This is a genomic window from Rivularia sp. UHCC 0363 (assembly GCF_034931125.1).
Lineage (GTDB): Bacteria > Cyanobacteriota > Cyanobacteriia > Cyanobacteriales > Nostocaceae > Rivularia.
This window is the reverse complement of the sequence record NZ_JAYGHM010000024.1, coordinates 65,677-86,678: the sequence shown is the minus strand read 5'-3', so window position 1 is coordinate 86,678 and position 21,002 is coordinate 65,677. Positions and strand designations below refer to the sequence as shown.

Annotated in this window: 30 protein-coding genes and 1 pseudogene; 17 read left to right on the top strand and 14 right to left on the bottom strand. The window is 38.4% G+C overall.

The window, feature by feature from the left end; genetic code table 11:
• Window positions 1-78: 78 nt before the first annotated feature.
• Both VB797_RS15585 and VB797_RS15580 read right to left on the bottom strand, forming a co-directional pair.
• Window positions 79-411 (bottom strand): hypothetical protein, encoded by a 333-nt coding sequence (locus tag VB797_RS15585; protein WP_323238612.1) that lies wholly within the window; start codon window positions 409-411, stop codon window positions 79-81.
• A gap of 154 nt (window positions 412-565) precedes the next feature.
• Window positions 566-1,318: a hypothetical protein gene (locus tag VB797_RS15580; protein WP_323238611.1), complete on the bottom strand. Its 753-nt coding sequence runs from the start codon at window positions 1,316-1,318 to the stop codon at window positions 566-568.
• Between the two features lie 165 nt (window positions 1,319-1,483).
• Here VB797_RS15580 and VB797_RS15575 point away from each other — a divergent pair, with 165 nt between their 5' ends.
• The 3 genes from VB797_RS15575 (at window position 1,484) to VB797_RS15565 (ending at window position 3,048) form a co-directional block, all read left to right on the top strand.
• Entirely contained in the window at window positions 1,484-1,663 is a 180-nt protein-coding gene (locus VB797_RS15575) for a ribbon-helix-helix domain-containing protein (protein WP_323238610.1), read from the top strand.
• Window positions 1,664-1,674: 11 nt separating this feature from the next.
• A complete protein-coding gene (locus VB797_RS15570; protein WP_323238609.1) occupies window positions 1,675-2,157 on the top strand; it encodes a GIY-YIG nuclease family protein in 483 nt (160 codons plus the stop codon).
• A gap of 336 nt (window positions 2,158-2,493) precedes the next feature.
• Window positions 2,494-3,048: an HD domain-containing protein gene (locus VB797_RS15565; protein WP_323238608.1), complete on the top strand. Its 555-nt coding sequence runs from the start codon at window positions 2,494-2,496 to the stop codon at window positions 3,046-3,048.
• A gap of 110 nt (window positions 3,049-3,158) precedes the next feature.
• Here VB797_RS15565 and VB797_RS15560 read toward each other — a convergent pair whose 3' ends face one another.
• The 8 genes from VB797_RS15560 to VB797_RS15525 all read right to left on the bottom strand — a co-directional run bounded on the left by VB797_RS15560 (window position 3,159) and on the right by VB797_RS15525 (window position 6,561).
• Window positions 3,159-3,662: a hypothetical protein gene (locus tag VB797_RS15560; RefSeq protein WP_323238607.1), complete on the bottom strand. Its 504-nt coding sequence runs from the start codon at window positions 3,660-3,662 to the stop codon at window positions 3,159-3,161.
• Between the two features lie 11 nt (window positions 3,663-3,673).
• Window positions 3,674-3,973: a hypothetical protein gene (locus VB797_RS15555; RefSeq protein WP_323238606.1), complete on the bottom strand. Its 300-nt coding sequence runs from the start codon at window positions 3,971-3,973 to the stop codon at window positions 3,674-3,676.
• 30 nt (window positions 3,974-4,003) lie between these two features.
• A complete protein-coding gene (locus tag VB797_RS15550; protein ID WP_323238605.1) occupies window positions 4,004-4,507 on the bottom strand; it encodes a hypothetical protein in 504 nt (167 codons plus the stop codon).
• An 18-nt stretch (window positions 4,508-4,525) separates the two neighbouring features.
• Window positions 4,526-4,756 carry a hypothetical protein gene (locus VB797_RS15545; RefSeq protein WP_323238604.1) on the bottom strand — a complete coding sequence of 77 codons (231 nt, stop codon included), beginning with the start codon at window positions 4,754-4,756 and terminating at the stop codon, window positions 4,526-4,528.
• An 85-nt stretch (window positions 4,757-4,841) separates the two neighbouring features.
• Window positions 4,842-5,135, bottom strand: coding sequence for a hypothetical protein (locus VB797_RS15540; RefSeq protein ID WP_323238602.1), 294 nt, complete (start codon window positions 5,133-5,135; stop codon window positions 4,842-4,844).
• Between the two features lie 17 nt (window positions 5,136-5,152).
• Complete coding sequence (locus VB797_RS15535) at window positions 5,153-5,437, bottom strand: hypothetical protein (protein ID WP_323238601.1); 285 nt, start codon at window positions 5,435-5,437, stop codon at window positions 5,153-5,155.
• Window positions 5,421-5,591 carry a hypothetical protein gene (locus VB797_RS15530; protein WP_323238600.1) on the bottom strand — a complete coding sequence of 57 codons (171 nt, stop codon included), beginning with the start codon at window positions 5,589-5,591 and terminating at the stop codon, window positions 5,421-5,423. The genes VB797_RS15535 and VB797_RS15530 overlap by 17 nt, the downstream gene beginning before the upstream one ends.
• 10 nt (window positions 5,592-5,601) lie before the next feature.
• Window positions 5,602-6,561: an HNH endonuclease gene (locus tag VB797_RS15525; protein ID WP_323238599.1), complete on the bottom strand. Its 960-nt coding sequence runs from the start codon at window positions 6,559-6,561 to the stop codon at window positions 5,602-5,604.
• 297 nt (window positions 6,562-6,858) lie between these two features.
• On the opposite strand from VB797_RS15525, the gene VB797_RS15520 reads away from it, so the two are divergent.
• The 3 genes from VB797_RS15520 (at window position 6,859) to VB797_RS15510 (ending at window position 9,769) form a co-directional block, all read left to right on the top strand.
• Window positions 6,859-7,875, top strand: a complete 1,017-nt coding sequence (locus VB797_RS15520) for a calcium-binding protein (RefSeq protein ID WP_323238598.1) — start codon at window positions 6,859-6,861, stop codon at window positions 7,873-7,875.
• A gap of 514 nt (window positions 7,876-8,389) precedes the next feature.
• Window positions 8,390-9,178: an acetolactate decarboxylase gene (gene budA / locus VB797_RS15515; RefSeq protein ID WP_323238597.1), complete on the top strand. Its 789-nt coding sequence runs from the start codon at window positions 8,390-8,392 to the stop codon at window positions 9,176-9,178.
• 318 nt (window positions 9,179-9,496) lie between these two features.
• Entirely contained in the window at window positions 9,497-9,769 is a 273-nt protein-coding gene (locus tag VB797_RS15510; RefSeq protein ID WP_323238596.1) for a DUF5049 domain-containing protein, read from the top strand.
• A 32-nt stretch (window positions 9,770-9,801) separates the two neighbouring features.
• On the opposite strand, the gene VB797_RS15505 is transcribed toward VB797_RS15510, so the two are convergent.
• Window positions 9,802-10,074, bottom strand: coding sequence for a hypothetical protein (locus VB797_RS15505; RefSeq protein WP_323238595.1), 273 nt, complete (start codon window positions 10,072-10,074; stop codon window positions 9,802-9,804).
• A 78-nt stretch (window positions 10,075-10,152) separates the two neighbouring features.
• On the opposite strand from VB797_RS15505, the gene VB797_RS15500 reads away from it, so the two are divergent.
• The 9 genes and pseudogenes from VB797_RS15500 (at window position 10,153) to VB797_RS15460 (ending at window position 17,744) form a co-directional block, all read left to right on the top strand.
• On the top strand, window positions 10,153-10,371 hold the full coding sequence (locus VB797_RS15500) for a hypothetical protein (protein WP_323238594.1): 219 nt from the start codon (window positions 10,153-10,155) through the stop codon (window positions 10,369-10,371).
• A 127-nt stretch (window positions 10,372-10,498) separates the two neighbouring features.
• Window positions 10,499-11,530: pseudogene (dinB, locus tag VB797_RS15495) on the top strand (DNA polymerase IV); the annotation flags it as partial.
• 1,077 nt (window positions 11,531-12,607) lie between these two features.
• A complete protein-coding gene (locus tag VB797_RS15490) occupies window positions 12,608-13,291 on the top strand; it encodes a PEP-CTERM sorting domain-containing protein (RefSeq protein WP_323238593.1) in 684 nt (227 codons plus the stop codon).
• 389 nt (window positions 13,292-13,680) lie between these two features.
• A complete protein-coding gene (locus tag VB797_RS15485; RefSeq protein ID WP_323238592.1) occupies window positions 13,681-14,334 on the top strand; it encodes a PEP-CTERM sorting domain-containing protein in 654 nt (217 codons plus the stop codon).
• A 473-nt stretch (window positions 14,335-14,807) separates the two neighbouring features.
• Window positions 14,808-14,984 (top strand): hypothetical protein, encoded by a 177-nt coding sequence (locus tag VB797_RS15480; protein WP_323238591.1) that lies wholly within the window; start codon window positions 14,808-14,810, stop codon window positions 14,982-14,984.
• A gap of 171 nt (window positions 14,985-15,155) precedes the next feature.
• A complete protein-coding gene (locus VB797_RS15475) occupies window positions 15,156-15,578 on the top strand; it encodes a hypothetical protein (RefSeq protein ID WP_323238590.1) in 423 nt (140 codons plus the stop codon).
• 139 nt (window positions 15,579-15,717) lie between these two features.
• The gene (locus VB797_RS15470) at window positions 15,718-16,368 is read left to right on the top strand and encodes a GIY-YIG nuclease family protein (RefSeq protein WP_323238589.1); all 651 of its coding nucleotides are present in this window, start codon (window positions 15,718-15,720) and stop codon (window positions 16,366-16,368) included.
• Window positions 16,369-16,414: 46 nt separating this feature from the next.
• The gene (locus VB797_RS15465; RefSeq protein WP_323238588.1) at window positions 16,415-17,101 is read left to right on the top strand and encodes a hypothetical protein; all 687 of its coding nucleotides are present in this window, start codon (window positions 16,415-16,417) and stop codon (window positions 17,099-17,101) included.
• A gap of 313 nt (window positions 17,102-17,414) precedes the next feature.
• Window positions 17,415-17,744 (top strand): hypothetical protein, encoded by a 330-nt coding sequence (locus VB797_RS15460; RefSeq protein WP_323238587.1) that lies wholly within the window; start codon window positions 17,415-17,417, stop codon window positions 17,742-17,744.
• Between the two features lie 14 nt (window positions 17,745-17,758).
• On the opposite strand, the gene VB797_RS15455 is transcribed toward VB797_RS15460, so the two are convergent.
• The 3 genes from VB797_RS15455 to VB797_RS15445 all read right to left on the bottom strand — a co-directional run bounded on the left by VB797_RS15455 (window position 17,759) and on the right by VB797_RS15445 (window position 18,668).
• Window positions 17,759-18,163: a cupredoxin domain-containing protein gene (locus VB797_RS15455; protein ID WP_323238586.1), complete on the bottom strand. Its 405-nt coding sequence runs from the start codon at window positions 18,161-18,163 to the stop codon at window positions 17,759-17,761.
• A gap of 86 nt (window positions 18,164-18,249) precedes the next feature.
• Window positions 18,250-18,387 (bottom strand): hypothetical protein, encoded by a 138-nt coding sequence (locus tag VB797_RS15450; protein WP_323238585.1) that lies wholly within the window; start codon window positions 18,385-18,387, stop codon window positions 18,250-18,252.
• A gap of 44 nt (window positions 18,388-18,431) precedes the next feature.
• Complete coding sequence (locus tag VB797_RS15445) at window positions 18,432-18,668, bottom strand: helix-turn-helix transcriptional regulator (protein WP_323238584.1); 237 nt, start codon at window positions 18,666-18,668, stop codon at window positions 18,432-18,434.
• Between the two features lie 180 nt (window positions 18,669-18,848).
• Between VB797_RS15445 and VB797_RS15440 the strand changes: the two genes are divergently transcribed.
• Window positions 18,849-19,733 (top strand): hypothetical protein, encoded by an 885-nt coding sequence (locus VB797_RS15440; protein WP_323238583.1) that lies wholly within the window; start codon window positions 18,849-18,851, stop codon window positions 19,731-19,733.
• A gap of 209 nt (window positions 19,734-19,942) precedes the next feature.
• Complete coding sequence (locus tag VB797_RS15435; protein ID WP_323238582.1) at window positions 19,943-20,128, top strand: hypothetical protein; 186 nt, start codon at window positions 19,943-19,945, stop codon at window positions 20,126-20,128.
• The last annotated feature ends 874 nt before the right edge of the window (window positions 20,129-21,002 follow it).

Sequence of the window (21,002 nt, the reverse complement as noted above, 5' to 3'; positions counted from 1 at the left end):
AATTTATAAAGGTTCAACGGGAAAGCGTAAAACTGAAGCTAAGGGAATTGAGAATAGGTAAGCCCAACCCAGTTTAAATTATTTAACTTCCAACTGATAAATCCGCGTTGATGGGTGTTCGCTCATCATCCGCCAGTAATATCCCTGGGGCGCTGGCATTGTTCTACCACCGCAGCGGTAAAGGAAAATCGGCTCGTCGCGGCGTATCAGTTTTTTGATTAACTTTTCTAAACTGGGGTCGGGGTTGTCGCAGTCGTACCAGATAAGGTGCGATCGCCCAAAATATCCGACTGCTATCAAACTAGCGAATAACCACTCCATCAATGATTGAATTTCTTGTGGGTCAATACTGCTGGGTTGTCCGTAACTATCAATGGTGGGTTTGGGTTTGAGGAACTGCAATATTTTCATGATTGGAGAAACGCAACTTTTTTAGTGTTCCCATTTTGGGGATTGCGATCGCTCTTTATGGGTGTAACATAGGCGATCGCTATTGTTTCCAACTAACCCGACTTAATCCAGTCAGCGGAAGATTAGCAGAAGCTTTCAAAAATTTGACTTCAAATTAACGACTTATATCTTGATACTTGACTGGTTGGATGGCTTTTAGCGAGTTAAACTCGACTACTCGTTTCACAGCATCTTGCGGTTCAAAATCTAAGTCTATTTGCTGACAAACTGATTCCTCAATCCACACAATGCGGCTAACGCAGAATTGATCGAGATTGTCACGAATCTCATCCTTATTGCACTTTAAATCGGATGCTAGTTTCTTAGCATTCATACTAAAAACAGCGCGGTAAATAGCGTCTGTAACATTTTTATAAACCCAAGTCCGATAGTTATCCGATACTTCTGGGTGACGTTCCAAGTATGCTTTGATTGAGTCGGTTAAGGTGCGTCGAGCTATCTTTCTTTTGAGTTGTTCGTTGTATTCTTCAAGAGAGCGCTGTACCCCAAAAGCAGCATCAGCCCTACGTTCAATTGTTTCCATCATGCAAGCAATAGCGATCGCTTGTGCTTTTAAGTTACCAACCCTAACTTCTTTAGCCCAAAATGCCATAGCTACTTCAATCGGAATAGCCGACACTTTGACGTTATTGCCCTCGATGTGAATTTTTCCGGATCGAAATTGCTTATGAGGTAAGGCTTCTGGGGCTTGAGAAGCTAAAAAGTTCCGGAACGACCTTTCGGGTTTTTCAACCGCTTGCTCTACTTGAGTTTGACTAAGCCTATATTCGCTATCTGGTAGTTGAAATACGTCAAGCTCAATATCGCCCAAGTTGATTGTTGCGCGAACTGCTTTTATAGTTGTCATGTTGACCTTACTTACTTTTGGTTAACAAGCGATCGCTCTCTGGGTTCCAATCAGTTGCGATCGCTTTACTTTTTCTATGGTAGCACCAGAGTAACGCTACTTTGAGGCTACCATTATGTTAAGCTAAAGGTAATACAGTTAAGGAGTAGCGTTATGATGACATAAGTGGTAACTGACAAAAAGCGAGTATCTCTTTATATAGAAGAGAATTTAAAAATAGAACTAGAGAAGCTGGCAAAGGTAAGAAAGCGATCGTTATCGAATTTAATAGAAGTCCTTTGTGAAGAAGCTGTACGACAAGCTAAAAAACAAGGTGAAATTAGCTCCTTTGAACAAGATTCGTAAGCAGGGTAAAAATGATAAAGGCTGAAAGTATTGATGTAGAAAATCTTCCCAATGTATTGATTGAAGAGAAATCAAATTTACCTACTGATTCTGGAATATATCTTGCAATTGATGCTAATAATAAAGTTCAGTACGTAGGAATTGCAAGAGGCTTATTTGGGATACGAGGTAGATGGTGTCAGGGTAAACATCATAAAGAAAAAGAATTACAAGCCATAAGTAGCATACGAATAGCTTACATACTTATTGGAGACAAGGAACTTTTGCCTGAAATGGAGCAAGCTTTAATTCAATGGTTTCGCCCGCCTTTAAATAGAGAATTCCTTCCCCCTAAAACTCAATTTAGAGGCGTTCAAAATAGAACGAGCGTAACTATTCCTGAATCACTGCTGGTGTGGTTTCAAGATTACTGTAAAAAGCAAAAACGCTCTATATCAGCACAGATAAGCTTCATGATTGAAGAATTAAAAGACCAAGAAGAGAGGAACAAGTGATTACTCTGTCCACTATTAACCCATTAAAACCAGTATAACCAGCATTTAACAAGCTAGTAAATAACCATTCCATTACTGCTTGGACTTCTGGTGAAACTCCGTTCGGTTGTCCGTAGCTTTCAATGGTGGGTTTGGGTTTGAGGAAGTTGAGTAGTTTCATAGGAAAGGGGATGCTACTTTTTTAGTATTCCCACTGGGGAGGTGCGATCGCAGTTAAAACAAAAAAATTATCCACCTAGTCATAAAGCTTTTAGCAAGTTTTGTAGTGACTGCTTTAACAGCGATATGGTAGTAAAAGACAATAAATATTGTTTTAGTATAAGTTGAATATTAGATATGTCAATAAACTGGTCGCAGGAAGAATACATAAAAGCGTACAGATTTGCTGCACAGAAACATCAAGGGCAGAAATTTCCAGGTACAAAAATATCTTACATTATGCATTTAAGCTTTGTGAGTATGGAAATGATTGCAGCCCTCAATGAAGAAAAAGAACGCGATGAAAATTTAGCAATTCAATGCTCGCTTTTACACGATACGATTGAAGATACAGATACAACTTTTGAGGAACTTGAAGCTGAATTTGGTTTGCCTGTAGCTAATGGCGTACTTGCATTAAGTAAGGATTCAAGTTTAGAAAAATCTCTGCAAATGAAGGATAGTTTGCAAAAAATAAAAGAGCGATCGCAAGAAATTTGGATGGTAAAGTTAGCAGATAGAATCACCAATTTACAAGCACCTCCAGATTATTGGAAGCAAGATAAAATTATTCGATATCGAGAAGAAGCTATTTGTATTTATGAAACTTTAAAAGATGCTAGTTCTTTCTTGGCTTCCCGTTTAGCGTTAAAAATTGAAGGTTACAAATCATTTATTAATTCCGATATCTAAGCTTACTCACTCATCAATAACTTTCCTACACGGCGAATGGCGTTAGCGAAGCCATGCCGTTCGCGCAGCGTCTCGAAGAGAAGGCTTATCGCTATTCGTCCAGAAAGGTGCTACGAACGGCTAGCTTGAATTTTGTGCAGAGCGTGTGGCGGGAACCCTTGAGTCATCAGCTTATGCCCGTTGAGGTAATCGTTTTCTAAAATACCATAGCACTCAGTAATTTTGGCGATTTCAAACACATATTCATTCTCAAATGCGACACCAAAATAAACTGCCCCAGATATGTTATCGCGCCAGGTAGGGTCAATTACTTGTCCGTTATCGTTGATTAACCATGCATGAGCGATCGCAAGATTCAAGTCATCATCAATGGCATATCCCTCGCAGTAGTACCAATCTTTTCGTCTCCATAACGGTTCAAAACAATTTTTATAGCACTGCTTAACCTTGCCGCGAAATGGAGAAGGAGTTAGGCGATTTGGAAATGGTTTACCGTAGTCAAGAACCAAGCGATAGGTGCTTTTGTAGAGAAAATCGCTGCGGCTCCACAGTTTATCAACTGAATCGGCTTGTTCTGTAAGTATTAATAATAAGCGTTCGAGATTATTGTTCATAAAATTGCAATTTATAAAGTCAAATTATACCATCCGTATCGATGCAATCCCCGCATTTTAAAATTTTCGCATTCATGGTCATCGGCAAATATCAGCGTACTACCATCGCCGCATATAAAGCCATCTTTCTCCTCATCTTCACACTTTGTTAGCTCTAACATTACCTTGATAATTGTTCTTTCACTTACAGAAATATCGTAATGTTCCAAAAGTAGTTTTTTAATATCTTTGACGCGAACGCCATCAAAAAACCTGGGGTTAACATTTTTAAGAATATCAACAATTTTATTCTTTAATTCTTCTGCTTTCATTTTAAAGTTATTCAATAGATATAGCTATATTTATTCTACCTTTTTTAACCAACCAACGCACTTTTCATAATAGAAATATTCGTCTTCACAGTTAGTAATTCTGATAACTTCTTCATGGTTGGGGTATGGGAAAGAGCTAAAGTACCCTTGTTTAATTGAACCATTTTCTAATAAAAATAAATAAGTACCGTGTTCTTCTGGCAAGCCTTTAATTAATTCAAATTTAAACGTTGTGGTAGCTTCTGGAATATTATCATCACCCCATTCTTCTAATAGTTTTTGTTTGCGAGATGCAGCAGATTCTGGTTCCTCAAATTCCGGCATCACTTCAATTTTAAGATAGCCACCTTCTGATTTGAATTTCCAGCGAGAATTAAAGTGGTCGAAACTATTTACTGCACCTTTTTGGGTTTTCCATTTTTTACACCAATTTAATTTTGTATCAGTCCAAACGATTTCGGTATCGCTGTTATGCGTGTATAGCCAACCAATTGGTTTATCTTCGGAGTTGTAGCAGCGGTATCCGTAATACATATTTTATCAATGAACGATTCATGTTTTAAATAACTTACCATCTAATAACGGTTTGTCGTGCTTAAACTCCTGGCTATTATTGTGTAGAAAAACTCTTCCTACGGGGTTAGTTTCCCCTTTATCTAACAACCATTGAATTTCATGCTCAACCACCGTTACTTCACCACTATCATCAAAATCAATATTGAATTCCACTTCTGCATCTGGATGACACTTTTGTAATGCTTCAATAAGTTCTTTTACTTTCATAAAAACATTCTTTTATCTAAAAATAAGCAGTTAGTAACAGTTTAAATCAAATTAGAATAATTGCTAAATTATAGTTTTAATATCATTAAAGGATAAATAGCTCTTTATCATCTTCAGGACTGGAGTATTTATTATCGCGCATTACTACTTTTATAGGAGACTTACTCTCTGCAAAATATTTCTTAATTTTATCTAACAGTTTTTCTAAATCGTAATCTTCTAAAATTTTTAAACTTCTAACAGACCCAGGACGATTCTTGAAACCAGTAGTTGGTACTTTTACAGTCCAAACATTAGTCTGAGACGTTTTGGAATAGTCGGTATAAACTAGAATATATCCCCATTTTTCTGCTTTACCAATAATTTCTTGTTTAAGCATTAATAATTATAATTTCCTTATTCCCCACCCATTACCAAAACTGGCTCAATCCACACCAATTTAATTTTTTGCCTGCCTTCTCCATAAGGTTGATTGCGGATAAACCCTTTACGCCAATGAGGTCTTTTACTGCCACCTTGTTTATTTTCAGCATCACCGCTGCTTACCGTACCTTCACGCTTGAGTCGATAACCTTGACCAATCCATAATGGTTGATAAAGGTCTTGCGCTTTACCAAATCCCTTATTTGTTGCCTTCTGTTGTGATTCTTGGGCATCAATTAATTCAGGACGGCACTGCATTATTAATATTAGTCGTAAAAAAATTGATTGTAAGTCTGGAAAAATAACTATTCGCTACATAGCTACAAACTTTTTCATAGCTGGCATAGCCATCCACATGAACCACGGGACGCAGGACAATTTGTTTATACCAACCTTTGGGTTTTTTGGTCATAAATTAAACTTCAAGCAGCATTAAACATATTCTCACGATGCCAGCGCAGCGCATCAAGACTGGGATAATATTGCTCCTGTACTGGTAGATTTATGCGATCGCCTCCCATTTCCCGCATCGGTTTACCGTTGGGTGAAACTTCGCGGATATCTTCAGCAACTATAATACGGTAATCATCATCAATTGCAAACCAACCTCTATCAAATGCCCAGTGATGGTTTTTACACAGCGATAGTCCGTTATTAATGCGATCGTCATAGAATTTGAAGAAAGGTTTGATATGCGAGCCATCAACGATATTTTGACTTTTGGTATCGAGTATTTGTAAACCGCAAAACGCGCAGCTGTAATTATAAGTAGAAACGATAATTTTACGAAACGCACCATCTCTAACAATTACTTTTTGTTCGTCTTTTAATTCTTCTGGTTGATAAATCTTGCCACCTTGCGATCGCAGTTGCTCTTCAACTTCGGCAAAGGCATTAACTTGCAGTAACGATTCAATATCTTGATTATTGTTGAACCAAGAACTAATCAGCGTATGAGTTAGTACGGCGCGATGGCTCTCGTTTTGTAACAGCAACCATAACTCGTCATCAAGGTAGGCATAATCAACCGTTCCTCGAATTGTGCTAGGGGTGCGGATTTTGATTTTAGCTGCAATCAGTCCTTCAAATCCGGGTTTCATTTGGTAATGCCAAAAGCGATCGTTTGTCAGGTGATAAAACGGTAAACCGATATCTGGTTTACGAGTTGGTTCCAAGTAGCTCCACAGTTTGAGGAATGTGGCGATGAGTTCGGCATTGAAAGCAATTTGGTTTTGGGTTATCTGTCCGGTAGTTATCATTTCAATTACCGACAGTAACAGTATGGGCTTATTGGGCGCACCGGGGCTGACGTTTAAGCCGCTTGGGTTTAATTTCGACCGAGGGGAAAACGACTTGCAATATTTTGGTAGGTTTTTGGGCATATAGGCGATACCGGAGGTATATCGCGGCAACACACTTGTAACAACAGGTACATCATAACCGCTCTTTTATTTGTATTGGCTCGTCACAAATACAGTAAAGTGCCAAGGAACATCACCCGTTACCAGTATATGAAGGGTCATAATCCGTATAATATTTAACTTTGTTATCGTTTTAATCGCGTTAAAGGGTATGTATTAATACAAATAGAATTAATTCAAACAAAATATCATGTACTTATTTGTCTTGATTAGTTACGGTTTAAATATTTAGTTTTATATGTAATATGAGTTTAAAATATGACATCAGACTCTGTAATACCTGAAATTAGCTTTTTGGTAGAACCAACTTTAGTGCAGGAAGGCGCTCAACTGCGTTGGAACTTTAACCTTTCAGAACCAGTACCTACTTCTGGTTTAACAGTTATTGTATCCTTGCTAGAAGACATCGAGCTAATTGGCAGCAGTGACATTGAGTTCTTTGTAGACGGCAGTACCAACATTACAGAACTTAAACCGTTAGTAGAAAACGGCTTATTTAATAAAGTCGCAATAACTTTAGCACCAGGAGCAACAACAGCCACATTAGTATCAGACATCCTTGATGAAGGCATCACTGAGGGATCAGAAAGCATTACTATTGGTTTAACATCTGGTCATGGATACAGCGTTGACCCAACAGCCAATATAGCCAGCTTTACCATTGTAGAGAATCCCAATCTAAGAACTTTAATTGGAACTCCAGGTGGGGATGTTCTACTAGGTATTAGTGATGCAGAATACATTTTAGGTCGGGATGGAGATGATTTCATCTTTGGGAACGGTGATGAAGATACTCTACTCGGTGAAAATGGCAATGACACCATCTATGGAACCGGGAGCAGTGAATTTATTGATGGAGGTTCCGGTAATGATACTATTTTCGGCAACGGTGGAAGGGACACTCTAGTTGGTAGTTTTGGCGACGACCTGATTTACGGAGGGAGCGACGCTGATATCATTTTTGGTAATAGTGGTAATGACATTATTTTTAGTAATGGTGGCAACGATCTTATTGACAGTGGCGCTGACTTTGATACGGTTTGGCTGGGAAATGGTTCTGCTACCATTGTTCTAGAAGCAGGAGTTGGCTATGACACCATCAATAACTTCCAATTGGGTGCAACTTCGTTTAAGGTAAGTAGCTTAACCGAATTGAATTTTGTTGATAGCCCTATGGGAGCGCAAATTTTACTTGGCGATGATTTATTAGCGGTTGTTTCCCAACAATCAGCAAGTACCATCGGCAGCAATATTAGTGAAATTTTTATTAGTTAAAATCTACACAGCCCGCAGGAAAATGGAAGCCTGCGGGCATCGCATTCGAGGTGTGTTGTTTTTATACAACGGAATGTTTAATGAGAGTATTTAGGAGAGATAGCGATCGCGTTTCGAGTCCCATCAACGTTTTAACGCAACGTATCGTTTCATAAAATTAGCTTTTTTCTCTAAGCGCTATGTGAAAGCTTAAGATAAGTAGCGTTGTGAGTTGAGGATCTTATTGGGCGCATCGGGACTGACGTTTAAGCCTTGTTTGCCAACAAGAGTTCTAGGAGAGAATTTTTTGATGTAGTAAGCAAGATTTTTAACCATATACGGCAATAACCACAGACGCACTTATAACAATAGCTACATAATAACCGTATAAGTATGATGCTACGGGCTTTGATAAAACTATTACTACTGCGATTTGCTATTAACTATTTGTTGAATTCAAAATGCATAAGAACTGCATAAGTTGTGGTCAGTTGCACCTACATATATATCGTATATACAGTTTCAGGAAAAAATAATGAAGCTAAAACGGTATTTGTGGATTGCGGTATGCCTGATTGCGCTTGCAGTAAGTATGTTACCTGCTTATTCTGAAGATTTTTTCCAACATCACAGAGAATTTAGACGATTTCTCCAACATCACACAGGATTTCAAGTTTCTACCTTGGGAGCTTTAAACGTTGGAGTGTATGAAGCCGCCGCTACATTGGCTGAACTTAAATCTCATGGAGACTTTGGGCTAGGAACTTTTGAGGGATTAGACGGAGAGATGGTTGTTCTCGATGGCAAGTTTTATCAAATCAAATCGGATGGTGTTGCTTACCCTGTTAAAGATAATTCTAAAACACCATTTTCTGCTGTGACATTTTTTCGTCAAGAGCGATCGCTTCGTTTGACTGGACGAATGAATTATCAGGAATTACGTTCTCAAATTGACGAACAGTTGCCAACGTCGAACTTGCCCTATGCAATTCGCCTAAAAGGAACCTTTCCTTCTTTGAAGGTAAGGAGTGTTCCCAAACAAACACCGCCTTACAGCCCATTGGGCGAAGTGATTAGTCAGCAGCAGGTTGTTTTTGAATTGCAAAATGTGCAAGGTACATTAGTGGGATTTCGACTGCCGCAATATCTTAAGGATGTGAATGCAGCAGGGTATCACTTTCATTTTATTACAAGCGATCGCCATAAAGGAGGACACCTACTTGATGGAGCATTTCTTAATCCTGTAGTTGATATAGAAACCTTGCGAGATTGGCAGATAATGTTGCCAAGTAATACTGCTTTTGAAGAAGCATCCTTGGAATAACTAACATAGCAAGTCCAAAAATGTTAACTGTAACTTGTTTTAAGCGCTATGCGTTCAGCTTAAGATAAATAGCGTTGTGAGTTGAGGAGCGATCGCAGTTGAAGGAGTACAGATGTACGCGCAATGCCCTATATCAGCATGATTGTCTTGGCAGAGATGATATAACTGCACGCCAGGGGCGATATATTTGGGCTGAAACGGAAGAAGAAGCATGGCAAGAAATGGCGCGAAGGTACCCGGACGAAACTACAGCCGGGTTTACCGTGGAGCCGCATGAAAGATTTGATGTCAAAATAGTTGAAGTCAAACGGGACGAAAATGGAAATGTTATTGAATAATCGCCCATATTTAATCACCGCTCTCGATGCGGTTAAAAGAACTGGTCAATGTAATATGTTTGACTCTAATTGCGTGATTCGGACAATGCAAGATTTGGGTTACATCGAACAAGCCGACTGGTTAGCAGCACATTTAGATGATTATGTAGAGATTTTGGTTGTTGAATATTTTGATTGGATGCAAATCAACGAACCCGAATCGTTAGCGCAACAGCTAGCACGGGAAACTGGGTTAGAAGTGATTGAGGAGTGAGGAGAAAAAACTAATAAATAACTATAAAATCGTTAGTCAACGCGATTAACTTGTCTTCCAGGTAATTCTTCAGCTAATCCTGATGGAAACCATTCCCGGTATTGTTCTTCTCCAAATTTATCAATTAACCAATCTTTTACTTGTTGCAAATTATCAAAGCTAGCAATTGTAGGGGTATTCTCAGGCATAAAGTCAATTGCCAACTTACCGAAGTAATCTGGGTTATCAGTTCTATAAATGGTAGGAGCTTTAGATGTATCTACGTTAAATCCCATTGCAAACAATACAGTAGTATGGACAATCACTGATGACTAGATTATAGGATAATCGTTCCTATTATATGTAGCAATCAATTAGAAGTAATTGTGGAGTAAAGCGCAACTGTGGATGAACTTGCAAATAATATCGCCTTTAAAGTCCTAAAATATCTTAAGCCATTCGGCGATAACGCCGGAAGATATATTTACGTCAATATTTGGCGCAATCAGTTAATTAATGAGGAAGCCCAAAAACTAGAAATTGAGGTGACAGAGGATTTGCGTTTAATCGTTGAAACTAAGTTAAAAAATGCGTGGCAAAGAATTTTAGAGTCGCGTGGATAAGCGTTACTAGTACAATTACATTGGTAATTTGATTTTCAATTCTCGCGTAATGGCGAACCAGATTAGAAAAATTATTCATATTGACATGGATGCCTTCTATGCATCGGTAGAATAGCGCGATCGCCCCCAATACCGAGGTAAGCCATTAGTAGTTGGTGGTTCGCCCAATCAACGCGGAGTGGTAGCAGCTGCAAGTTACGAGGCAAGAAAATACGGCATTCATTCAGCGATGCCCTCAAAGCTAGCAGTTGCAAGATGTCCCAATTTGATATTTACCAAACCAAGATTTGAAGTATACCGAGCAATATCAACTCAAATTCACGATATTTTTAAGCGCTACACTGATACATTTGAACCAGTTGCATTAGATGAAGCTTATCTTGATGTGACGGAAAATAAGCAGGGATTGCCTTACGCCTCAAGCGTTGCCAGACATATCCGAGCCGAAATATTCCAACAAACTCAACTTACCGCATCGGCTGGCGTTTCCATTAACAAGTTTTTAGCAAAGATGGCATCGGGTACGAACAAGCCAAACGGCATGAAAGTTATATTACCAGAAGATGCCCAAACATTTGTAGAGCAGTTACCCATTGAGAAATTCCACGGCATTGGTAAAGTTACCGCTGCTAAAATGCGCGATCTAAATATTCGGACTGGGGCTGACTTGAAGGAGCGATCGCACTCAGAGTTAGTAAAGTATTTCGGGAAATCTGGTAATTATTATTACAACATTGCGAGAGCGCAAGATGACCGCGTTGTGGAACCAAACCGTATTCGTAAATCGATTGGGGCTGAAAATTCATTTGCCCAAGACTTGAGCGATCGCATTACCTGTATACAAGAACTAGAAGAAATTGCTCGGACGCTGCATAAACGAATTGAGAAACATCAAGCTTCCGGTCGGACTTTAACGTTAAAGGTCAAATTTTCTGATTACCAGCAGATTACTCGTAGCAAAACTTTGTTAGTGCCGATTAAGGATTTGGGTGCGATAGTCAGGGAAGCGATCGCGTTGTTTGAAGGAATTGAACTGGGGGGCAAAAGTATTCGGTTGTTGGGGATTTCGCTATCTAATCTTGATAATAAAAAGGAGCAAGTAATTCAATTGCCATTATTTGAATTATCTGATTGGAATAATTATCGAATGCGTAAATAATAAGGTACGAAAGACACACAGCGTATCTCCGAGCATAAAATGATTTTTAATTGCCTTCTACTTCGTAAATTCGATACGAATAAGGTATTTGTTGGTATTTATGTTTATGGATAGTTGTTTCTTTAGTCCATACATGACGGAACGATTTCAATTCTTTACCATATCGCTTTTCTCATAACGATAGTTCAACTCTTTCAAGGCTTTAACTGTTAGTACCAAGTCGATTCAATGCATTGTCAAAAAACTTTTGCTGCGATCCGAAATAACAAATTATTAATCGAAATTTAGAAGTCAAGTATCAAGAGCGCAAAAGTTTATTAAAAAATTTGTTACTAGATATTGAGAAAGATTATACAGTTTTTAAGCAATATGCACTATTGATGTGTCATAGCAACAAGAAATAAGTTTACCAGAAGCTGAACTGTCGGATGAAGTTAAATTAATCGCTCAAACCTGCAACCAAGGTAATTTCAAACCAGGATTAATTGCAACTGAACCAGAATTAAATGCAACCAACCTGCAATCATCCGTTTCAACCAGGATTATTTGCAACTAATTTCAAATCTTGATGAGGCGAGTAGTTTCGGTAGTTTGTTCAAAAAATACCCTGTACTTCGCAAGGAAAAAAAAACGGTCGTTTTATTTCCGCCGTACTGTACTAGAAACCGGGTTTCTCAACAGGAGTAACGTGCAAATCCATTTTGATTACTTGTAAACTTTATTACCTTCACTGTTTAAGCTCTGGGGCTTTTGCACGCTTGCAGATTCAGTAACTATATATTTTCTGTTCATAAAAAATCGCCTAAAGCAAAATATATGGTAAATTAACAAAATAATTTATCAAAACTTATTTAATAATCTCTGCACTAATTATAATTCATGTAGCAATAACTACATATAATCTTTACACAAAAGGCATTTACTTTACTCAGTATTAATACTAAGCTACTTGTTAAAAATAACTATTTATACTACAGTATGAACAACTAATCGATAGACAGAAAAAGTCTAGTTTCATTAAGTTAATTTTTCTCCAATCCAGGTTTTTTCAAAAACTTTCCAAATATCTATATCTATATGCATAAGCAAAAATTTTCTCTTGCTGTCGCAGTAGCGGCGTTTGTCGCTGTGGGAACTGTAACGGTACCTGCTCAAGCTGCTCTATTAGACTTTGACTTTACTAGCGTAAGCGGTGTAACAGGTTCATTTACCTTGAATACCAATATTCCTCCTTCTCCTGTGCCATCTTTTGGTACTGGACCTGGGAATCCAGGAGTTATATATCCAAATGCGATTTCTAACTTGATTTTTTCATCACCACAAATAAATGTCAGTGGTGAAAATGCTGATTGGGGAATTGTCCCATCTATTGTTCTTGGTCCACCTAGTAGTCCGGTTCTTAGTTCTATTCTTTATCCACTTGGATGTTCAACAACAACTAGCTTTGTCTGTACAATTAATGTTGGAGTAGGGTACGCAGGCGCTCTTTCAAAACTATCCGATGACCCTAATTCATACCGTATAGGTCTTGGTATTGAACTATTTGACTCAACAAATAATTTTCAGTCGTTTGGACGTGAGCCATTTATCAGTTACCAAGTTGTTCGTCGTAAAGCTGTCCCCGAACCGAACACTTACTTGGGTACTTTAGCTCTTGGTGTTTGCGGTGTAGCTTTGCAAATGAAACGCAAGATGAAAACAAAGAGATATCGAGATAAAGGTAAAGATGTGCTTTGTAACCCCGTTAGTATTGAAGGCTGAAATCAATAGAAATTGCCAAACTGAAAGGTAAAGAAATAAATAGGACTTACACACTGTACAAAATAACTATCTTGTGTATTAACGTAAATACGTTGTTTCAGGCTTTTAGATGTCACTTTTAATTGCTTGTGATTGCCAAAATATCATTGAGAAATCTAGCTAGAAGACTTGAAAACTATACCTGTTATTTTGGCTTTCCTGTCAATACGTAAGTCCGAATAAAATATTATTACTGTATATTTACATTTAATCATGTATAAATACTTGATTAAATGCAATAATATATACGATAACTTAAGTGCCAAGGTAGTAAATGAAGCTAACTTTTTATTTTCATCTAATACCACATTTTTCATGAATTTACCAGGAAATATATGTATAAACAACAATTGTCTATCGCTATTGCATCTGCTGCGTTTATAACTGTGACATCTGTAGCTATAAATCCAGTTCAAGCTGCTCTCATAGACTTCAACTTTATTACCAAAAGCGGTGCAACAGGAACATTCACCTTAAATACGAACACTCCCCCCTCTCCTGAGCCAGCCATATTTAGATTCGGGGCTAGAGGGATTTCATACTCTAATGCTATTTCCGATTTCTCTATTTCGGCATCCTATCTAAACCTGAGCAGCGTTACCGCTGACTATAATATTGCCCCATCTATTACTTCTAATGTTCTTGGTTTTCCTACTAATTTGGGGGTTCTTAGCGGTGTTAGTTATCCATCAGGATGCATAACAGCACCTAGCTTCACCTGTTTGTTTAATGTTAGTCAATTATACTCAGGCAATCTTTCAGAACTTCCCGCACTTTCTGATAACCCGCTTTCCTACCTTCAAGGTGTTGGTATTGATTTCATCGACCCCATAACAAGAGAATCGCTGCGTGACGATATTATCAATCTTCAAGCTGTTCGTCGTAAAGCTGTCCCCGAACCGAACACTTACTTGGGTACTTTAGCTCTTGGTGTTTGCGGTGTAGCTTTGCAAATGAAACGCAAGATGAAGCCAAATGGGAATATCAGCAAAAAGTACGTATAACCCCACCAGCACAGCAATATGCATTGTTCGAGTTAGAGCGATCGCACTGTGACCCAGACCAAATAGTCATTTAAAGTTTGTTTTTGCCGGATTTTAAAGCTAGGTTTTGCCGATACAGTGGTTAAAACCCTTACAACCTTGTTACACAATCATTTCAATATCATAGCCTTTTCAAGTTTGTTTTTGCCTAAATTGTAAATTTAAAGTTTGAGATTGCCGAAATAGTGTAGCGCTGCTATCATAAATTATCGGTAATTTTGTATTAGTTCTTTTAGAAACAAGAAGTTCAAGCTATTCTCAGTCGCTTGTGAGCCAAAGGCTGAAAATAGAAATGATTAATAAATTAATTTTCTCTCTATATTTTTCAGGCATGAATTTGCTGCTAGTATTTTCAGGCATAACTTTGCCACTGCGGCAAAAACAAACTTTAAGTCACAGATAAGATTGAACCGCTCGCATTACAGCTGCAATCGATGGCGTTTTACCGAATCCCTGCTGATTATCCAGGTGAAGCTTGTTTGTACTTTGTGGTAGATTCTGCTACTGAATTAATTTTGTATGTTGGTGAAACGCTACGCAGTAATAAGCGCTGGAAGGGCGATTTTGACCCAGACAAATTTGATTTAAAACAAGTTAACTCAAAGCTGTAATGTTGTTATAACAAAATTCAGTCAGTGAAATAATCTATATTGGCGATCGCTCCCCATATCAAGATCGAAACTTTAATTGATAGTTTACTAAATATAAATCTTTATAAGTTACTGTGATAAAGTTCAAACACGCTCTTACTGAGTAGTTTAAGTCACAAAAAATTATTTACAATGGACACTTCAGCACTATTGACTGTTGCAAGTATCATTTCTGGTTTTGGTATCACAATTTTTACGTTTCGCCTCCAACGCGAAATTCAAGTTATGGAACGAAATTCTCAAGTATGGATTCCTTGGGCAGATTATTTAGTAATTACCGCAGTTATGGTTTCGCTTTTAATTGGAATTCTACCAATAGTAGTGGTTTCATCACCACCAAAATTTATCTACCAGATAGCTAATGGTGCATGTGCAGCTTCGATAGTAATGCTTGCAGGTTATGTACCTGGTATACTTGCCCATTACAGATTTATACTTGCTAAGAATACTCGTTCTGCACGCCAAAATCCAGAACCGTCCGAACGATGGATAGTGATTATGTTCTTATGTTTTGCGTTTATAGCCTTTACTGTAGCTTCTACAAGAATTTTATAAGCATTAAGTGTCTTTTGATATAAGTATCTAATCGAAACAGCCGTTATTGTGATCGCGCCCTTCAGCATCGCACCTTAACCAAGAGTGGTTTTTCTTCCCCAAAACATATATTATTGATTGGTGCGATATAGATTTATGAATGGGAGAGCCAAACCAGCTAGATTTATTTAAAGACACGCCAGTTAAACCGCATCAACTGGAACTGTTTGCATATCCACCACCACCGCCACCACAGGGGCAGATAGAATTATTTCCCAGTAAAGAATATAAATCCAAACGCCGCGACGAATTTGTAATGAGTGCTGAGGAATTACAGCGGTGGAAAGCACAGATAGTTAATTATCAGCAGAAAGTACGCGAAACACCACCATCACAGCAAGCAGCATTGTTTGACCTGCCACCAGACCACTGCGACCCAGATAAAATTGACCCATTGACCCTTCAGTTACAATCAATGGCGTTTTATCGGATACCTGCTGATTACCCAGGAGAAGCGTGTTTATATTTTGTGGTTGATTCGGCTGCTAATTTAATTTTGTACGTTGGTGAAACTTTGCGTTCTAACAAGCGTTGGAAAGGCGTACACGATTGCAAGGATTACATTGCTTCTTATCAAGATTTGCATTACCGTTACAAGTTGAAAACAGCAGTTAACATTGCTTTTTGGTGGGATACTCCGACCGATACTAAAAAACGGCAGCAGTTGGAACAGGCTTTGATACAGAAGTGGCGATCGCCTTTCAATAAAGAACACTGGACGCGGTGGGGACAACCCTTTGGGAAGGATTGAAAATTTTAGATAGTATGAAATATGATAGTTAATTTCATAAGTGCTTATGTCTAAGGGCTTTAATCCAAATCCAAAACCAGACAAAGTTTATTTAAGTATCAAGACTCAAATCGAGTTACTTATTAAACAATCTCAAAGCGATGAGCAAAGCTCCGCCGTAGGCGATCACAATTTAATACCAATATTTCATACTACCAAGAAAAGATTTGCAATTTTAAAACGAGTTGCTAATGACTTGGCAATTAGCACGCCAAACTTAAACTTTACAGTTCTTAGCGACAATGAAGACAGATACTGCTGTGTAGTTACCGAAACTAATCCTGGGGAAAAAGGTTTTTCTTATACTTGGGTAGAGCAGTCAAAAATATCTAATAAGTGGTTAGTAATGGCACAACCACCGGGGGCAACAAGATTTGACAGTTTGACAGTATGGAATAGTGAAGCTGATGCACGTAGAATTGCACTTGAAATATTTAATACGATTAAAAATTTTCCACTTAATGAATGGAATAAAAAGCACGATTCAAAATATTATCGGAGTTTTCTTAGAAGTTTACCTCCAGACGACGATAGCGTTGTTGGAATAATGACTCCCCAAAGTATTGCAAATTTTGATATTGAAGCTCAAAACGAGTTAAAAGTTTATTACGACCAAGTTTTGAATTCTGAAATTACTAAAGAAGAATTTTATCAAAAACTAACCGAAATTGCTCAAACACAAAAAAATCCTTAAAGTCCGTTCAACAAACAAAACTGGTCGCGGTGGGAGCAACCCTTTGGGAAGGATTAGAGGGAGCGATCGCTTTTTCAGGGATGTCTTTTATAGAAAGAAGCTTGAGAAATATTCTATAACCTTATATAACTAATGATTTTATAAAGTATCGCTACACATAAATAGTACAAAACATCAGGTATTTATCAAAGAAGCTTTACCTAAATATTTGTATTACCAGATACCTTTAATTAAGTACACGCCAAGGGTTAATCGTTGAAAAAGCTACTTGCTTGTTAGACCCTTGGGTTAATAACACTTAATTTATAAAAGAATGGGTGCTACAAGCTATTTATTATCTACTCTTTTGATTGCTTCCGTACCGCAAACGGGAATGGAATCAGCATTAAAATATCGTAACTATCCGTCTTCTAAGACAAGCGGACAAACCTTTGTTTGTTATGCCCAAACTAGCACACCAAAGACCTTTGACTTATCCCGTCTTTGCGGATTTAAACCCAGCCCTTCAGTATCAGAAACGGGTGGAAGTGGTGGTACAGTTACTGGTTCTGGAAGTGGTAGATGCGATACTCCTAACCAGACAGCTAGTGATGGCAGCCTTTGCGGTGGTCGGGCTGCTAGTGAAAGAAAAGGTGGAAGATAGATTTAATGAGACAGTTAACTATTAGAAACAACGATTTCTCCTCTCATTCCTGCTTCTGCGTGTCCTTTTATAGAACAGTGTAGTTCATAGGTTCCTGACTTTAAAGGAATAAGTACCCAATCGGCTTTTCCTCCTGGTTTCAGTTCTACCTCATGTATTGCCCCTTTTACTTCTACTTTGCCTGCTTGTACATTCTGCGTCCAGCTTGCATCGGCAAAATCCTTAGAAGTAAAATAGTGTTTTTCTGGACTCGGATTATCTAAGATCAGTTTGTATTTTTGACCTGCAATAAACTCTATTTTTTCTGGGAAGAATTTTAACTCTGAGGTACTACTTCCAAGACTGACTTGAATCTCTTTTACGGATGGTTTTATGGAAGTGGCATTCGCTGGTAACATCCACATCAAGTAGCAACTCAAAATAATTCCCAGACAAATGCATCCTGCTTGCCAGAACCTATGTTTTAAACAAGTAAAGATTAACATTGCTCAAAAAATAAATATTTCTAAATAAAAGTATTATAAATACCTTTGAAGACAAAAAGATGCCTGTCAATCAATACGTAGATGTCTAAGCTAAGTAGGGCGATCGCGATCGCTCTCCCTCGTTTCATAGCATCAGCGATCGCGTATGCGGAGGACATAGCGCGTTAGGCACAAAAGATAAATTAATTCGCGTATAAAGGGGTTAATCGTCAAATTTTACTCCAAAATCAACATCAAGTACCTGCTCAATTCTTCTAAGAGTGTTCTCTGGCAAAGCTTCTCGTATCCTTTCTGCCTCAACATCATGCCAGTACGTGCGACTAATCCCTGCTGCTCCCGCTAAAACTTCGACCGATCGCCCCGATGCCTTTCTAGCTTGCTTGATTTTCTCTCCTATTCCTGATGCCTCAACATCTACATAACGCCTGATTTTCACCATATTTACCTCTCAACATCTTCTAATGTAAACTGCCGTCCTACATTTAATATATATTCTTGTTGTACATCACTTCACAAGTGTCGTACAACAGTATACAATTATAAGATAAAGAACAGGCACTCTCCGGCAAGAGTAACGTGCCTGCTCTACCCCAAACGTAAATAAGGAGCATTTGAAATTATGACACAGTTGTCATTGACTGGTGTTGTTGAGCAGATAAAATCAGAAATTGAAGTTGATGGTCAAGGAAGAAGTAAGGCTAGTATTCGGGCTACAGCGAGACTTGCAGGTGTTGACGATGAGTCTGTAAGAAAAGTACTTTTTCGTGCTGCCGACCTAAAGCCACCAAAACTGGCTGAAATACTTATGAGTCAAGGCTTTAAGCCTGCCGACCTAAATCAATGGCGAACTGACGGTATTCCTGATATGGCGATCGCTATCATCCTAGAATATTACGCACTCGATGCTGGTAGATACTGCACGGAGCAAGCCAAATTAGCGTACAAAGCTTTTGCAACTATTGGTGTGCGGATTTGGATGCAGCAAATTAAAGGTTGGCAACAACCAACTTCTCAACCACAAGAAGAGGTAAACGTTCAACAGCCGACGGCGAAAGAGATTAGTGAAGCGATCGCTTGTGTCTTCTGCTTCGGTACTGTTGACTCGAACCTAGTACAAGGACTAATCGCTAATCAAATCGGTAAAGCGTATCCACAGTTGAAAGCTCATATGGAAGCTGCTAAACAACTCCTGCCGACCCCGGTTAAGGATGAGTTGCTGACTGCTACGAACCTCGCCAAATTGTATGTTGAGCGTACTGGCAAGCAATTGAGTAAGAATAATACCAATCAAGGTAATGCCAAAGTAATGAACGAGATGTTAATTAATTTTGGCTTGCAGGTCAAAAATCCTAGTCTGACTGCGAAGAAAGATGGACAGCCGTTGTATTTACCAACTGAATTAGGCAAGCAGCACAGTAAGGTTATTTTGCAAGAAGCGATTAGAAATAACAAAACAATCCAGCAATTACGTTGGTTCCCATCGGTGTTGGAATTGATAAATTAGTATCAATCAAATATTTTTTCAAAGAAGGCAGTACTAGTTATAGTCGCTGCTTTTTCTTTTATACAGACGCTATATCGTTTTCGAGCGATCGCTCAAAAGCGACATTTTTAGAGAATAACTGTACATCAAAGTTTTTAAAACTTCATGTATAGGCTTAGACAATCGCTTTCTTGTTTAATAATAATGGTTGAATTTATAATTAATCGAGTATGTTACACCCAAATGCCTTAGTTAAAACTCAATTAGGCTGGGAATTTTCTGCTGAAATTAACCTAGAAGATTTTATTTGGAACCATTTAGAACTACTACTTGAGCTAAAAATTAGGGAGAAAATTATGAATTTTGATGAACGGATGGCAGAAATAAGCACATCGGTTGTAACTCGTTATAGCTAAATTAAACATAGTTAAAAAGTTTTCTGAAGCTAAAAAGGCTTTGCAAGCGTCTTCTACAGTAGACGGCGATGTGTTAGCCGCACTGATGTCCAAGATGGATGGGTTAGGTGCTACTGCTGCTGTTGCTAGCGAATACATTAGTGTTCGTAAAGTTTAAGTAAATTTATTAACCGGGTTAACCAGGTTTACCAAACCGTGCAATATAAACCAGAATTCATTTCTAAAATTATCTTCGCAATTCTATTATTAATAACCGGTTCGCTTTTCGGGGTATTGGGTTATGTGGCATTACTTCAATATGAAATGTTTCCTGAACCGCATCCTAAAACCGAATACCCGGTATGGAAAGGAAAAACACCGCCACCAATTACACCAACAAATACAAAGTAGAGTCTGGCATCACCAGCCTCACTTTTGAGGATGGTAAATCATAGGCGTTTTCTAATTACCAATTTGTTTGGTAATTAAACGGTCGGTTGCAATTCGCAACCCTCCGCATTTTTGAGGAAAGGTCAACCACAGGCATTACAGGCATTTTATCAACTTCTGCTCGGTCGGTGCAAATATACACCGACCGTTATAGAACCCCTAAAGGTATCTTTACCTTCTGCGGTATAATAATCCAAAACGGTGATTATCAAATACATATTCCCCGAATGCGATAGCAAAGCGAGTAAGGCAAGCAGAACGCCCTGCACTACTATACAGCAAACTGTGATTGTCGGCACTTAGTTTCAAGGGAACACGCTACGTGATGACAAATTCTATTAATGTGATGGTCAAAGAGAAGACCCGCCGTAGGCATCGCTTCTTTGGTTAAATCCGCGACTGGAGTTGATTACATTACTTCAAAATATTAGTAGTTTTTATTTGA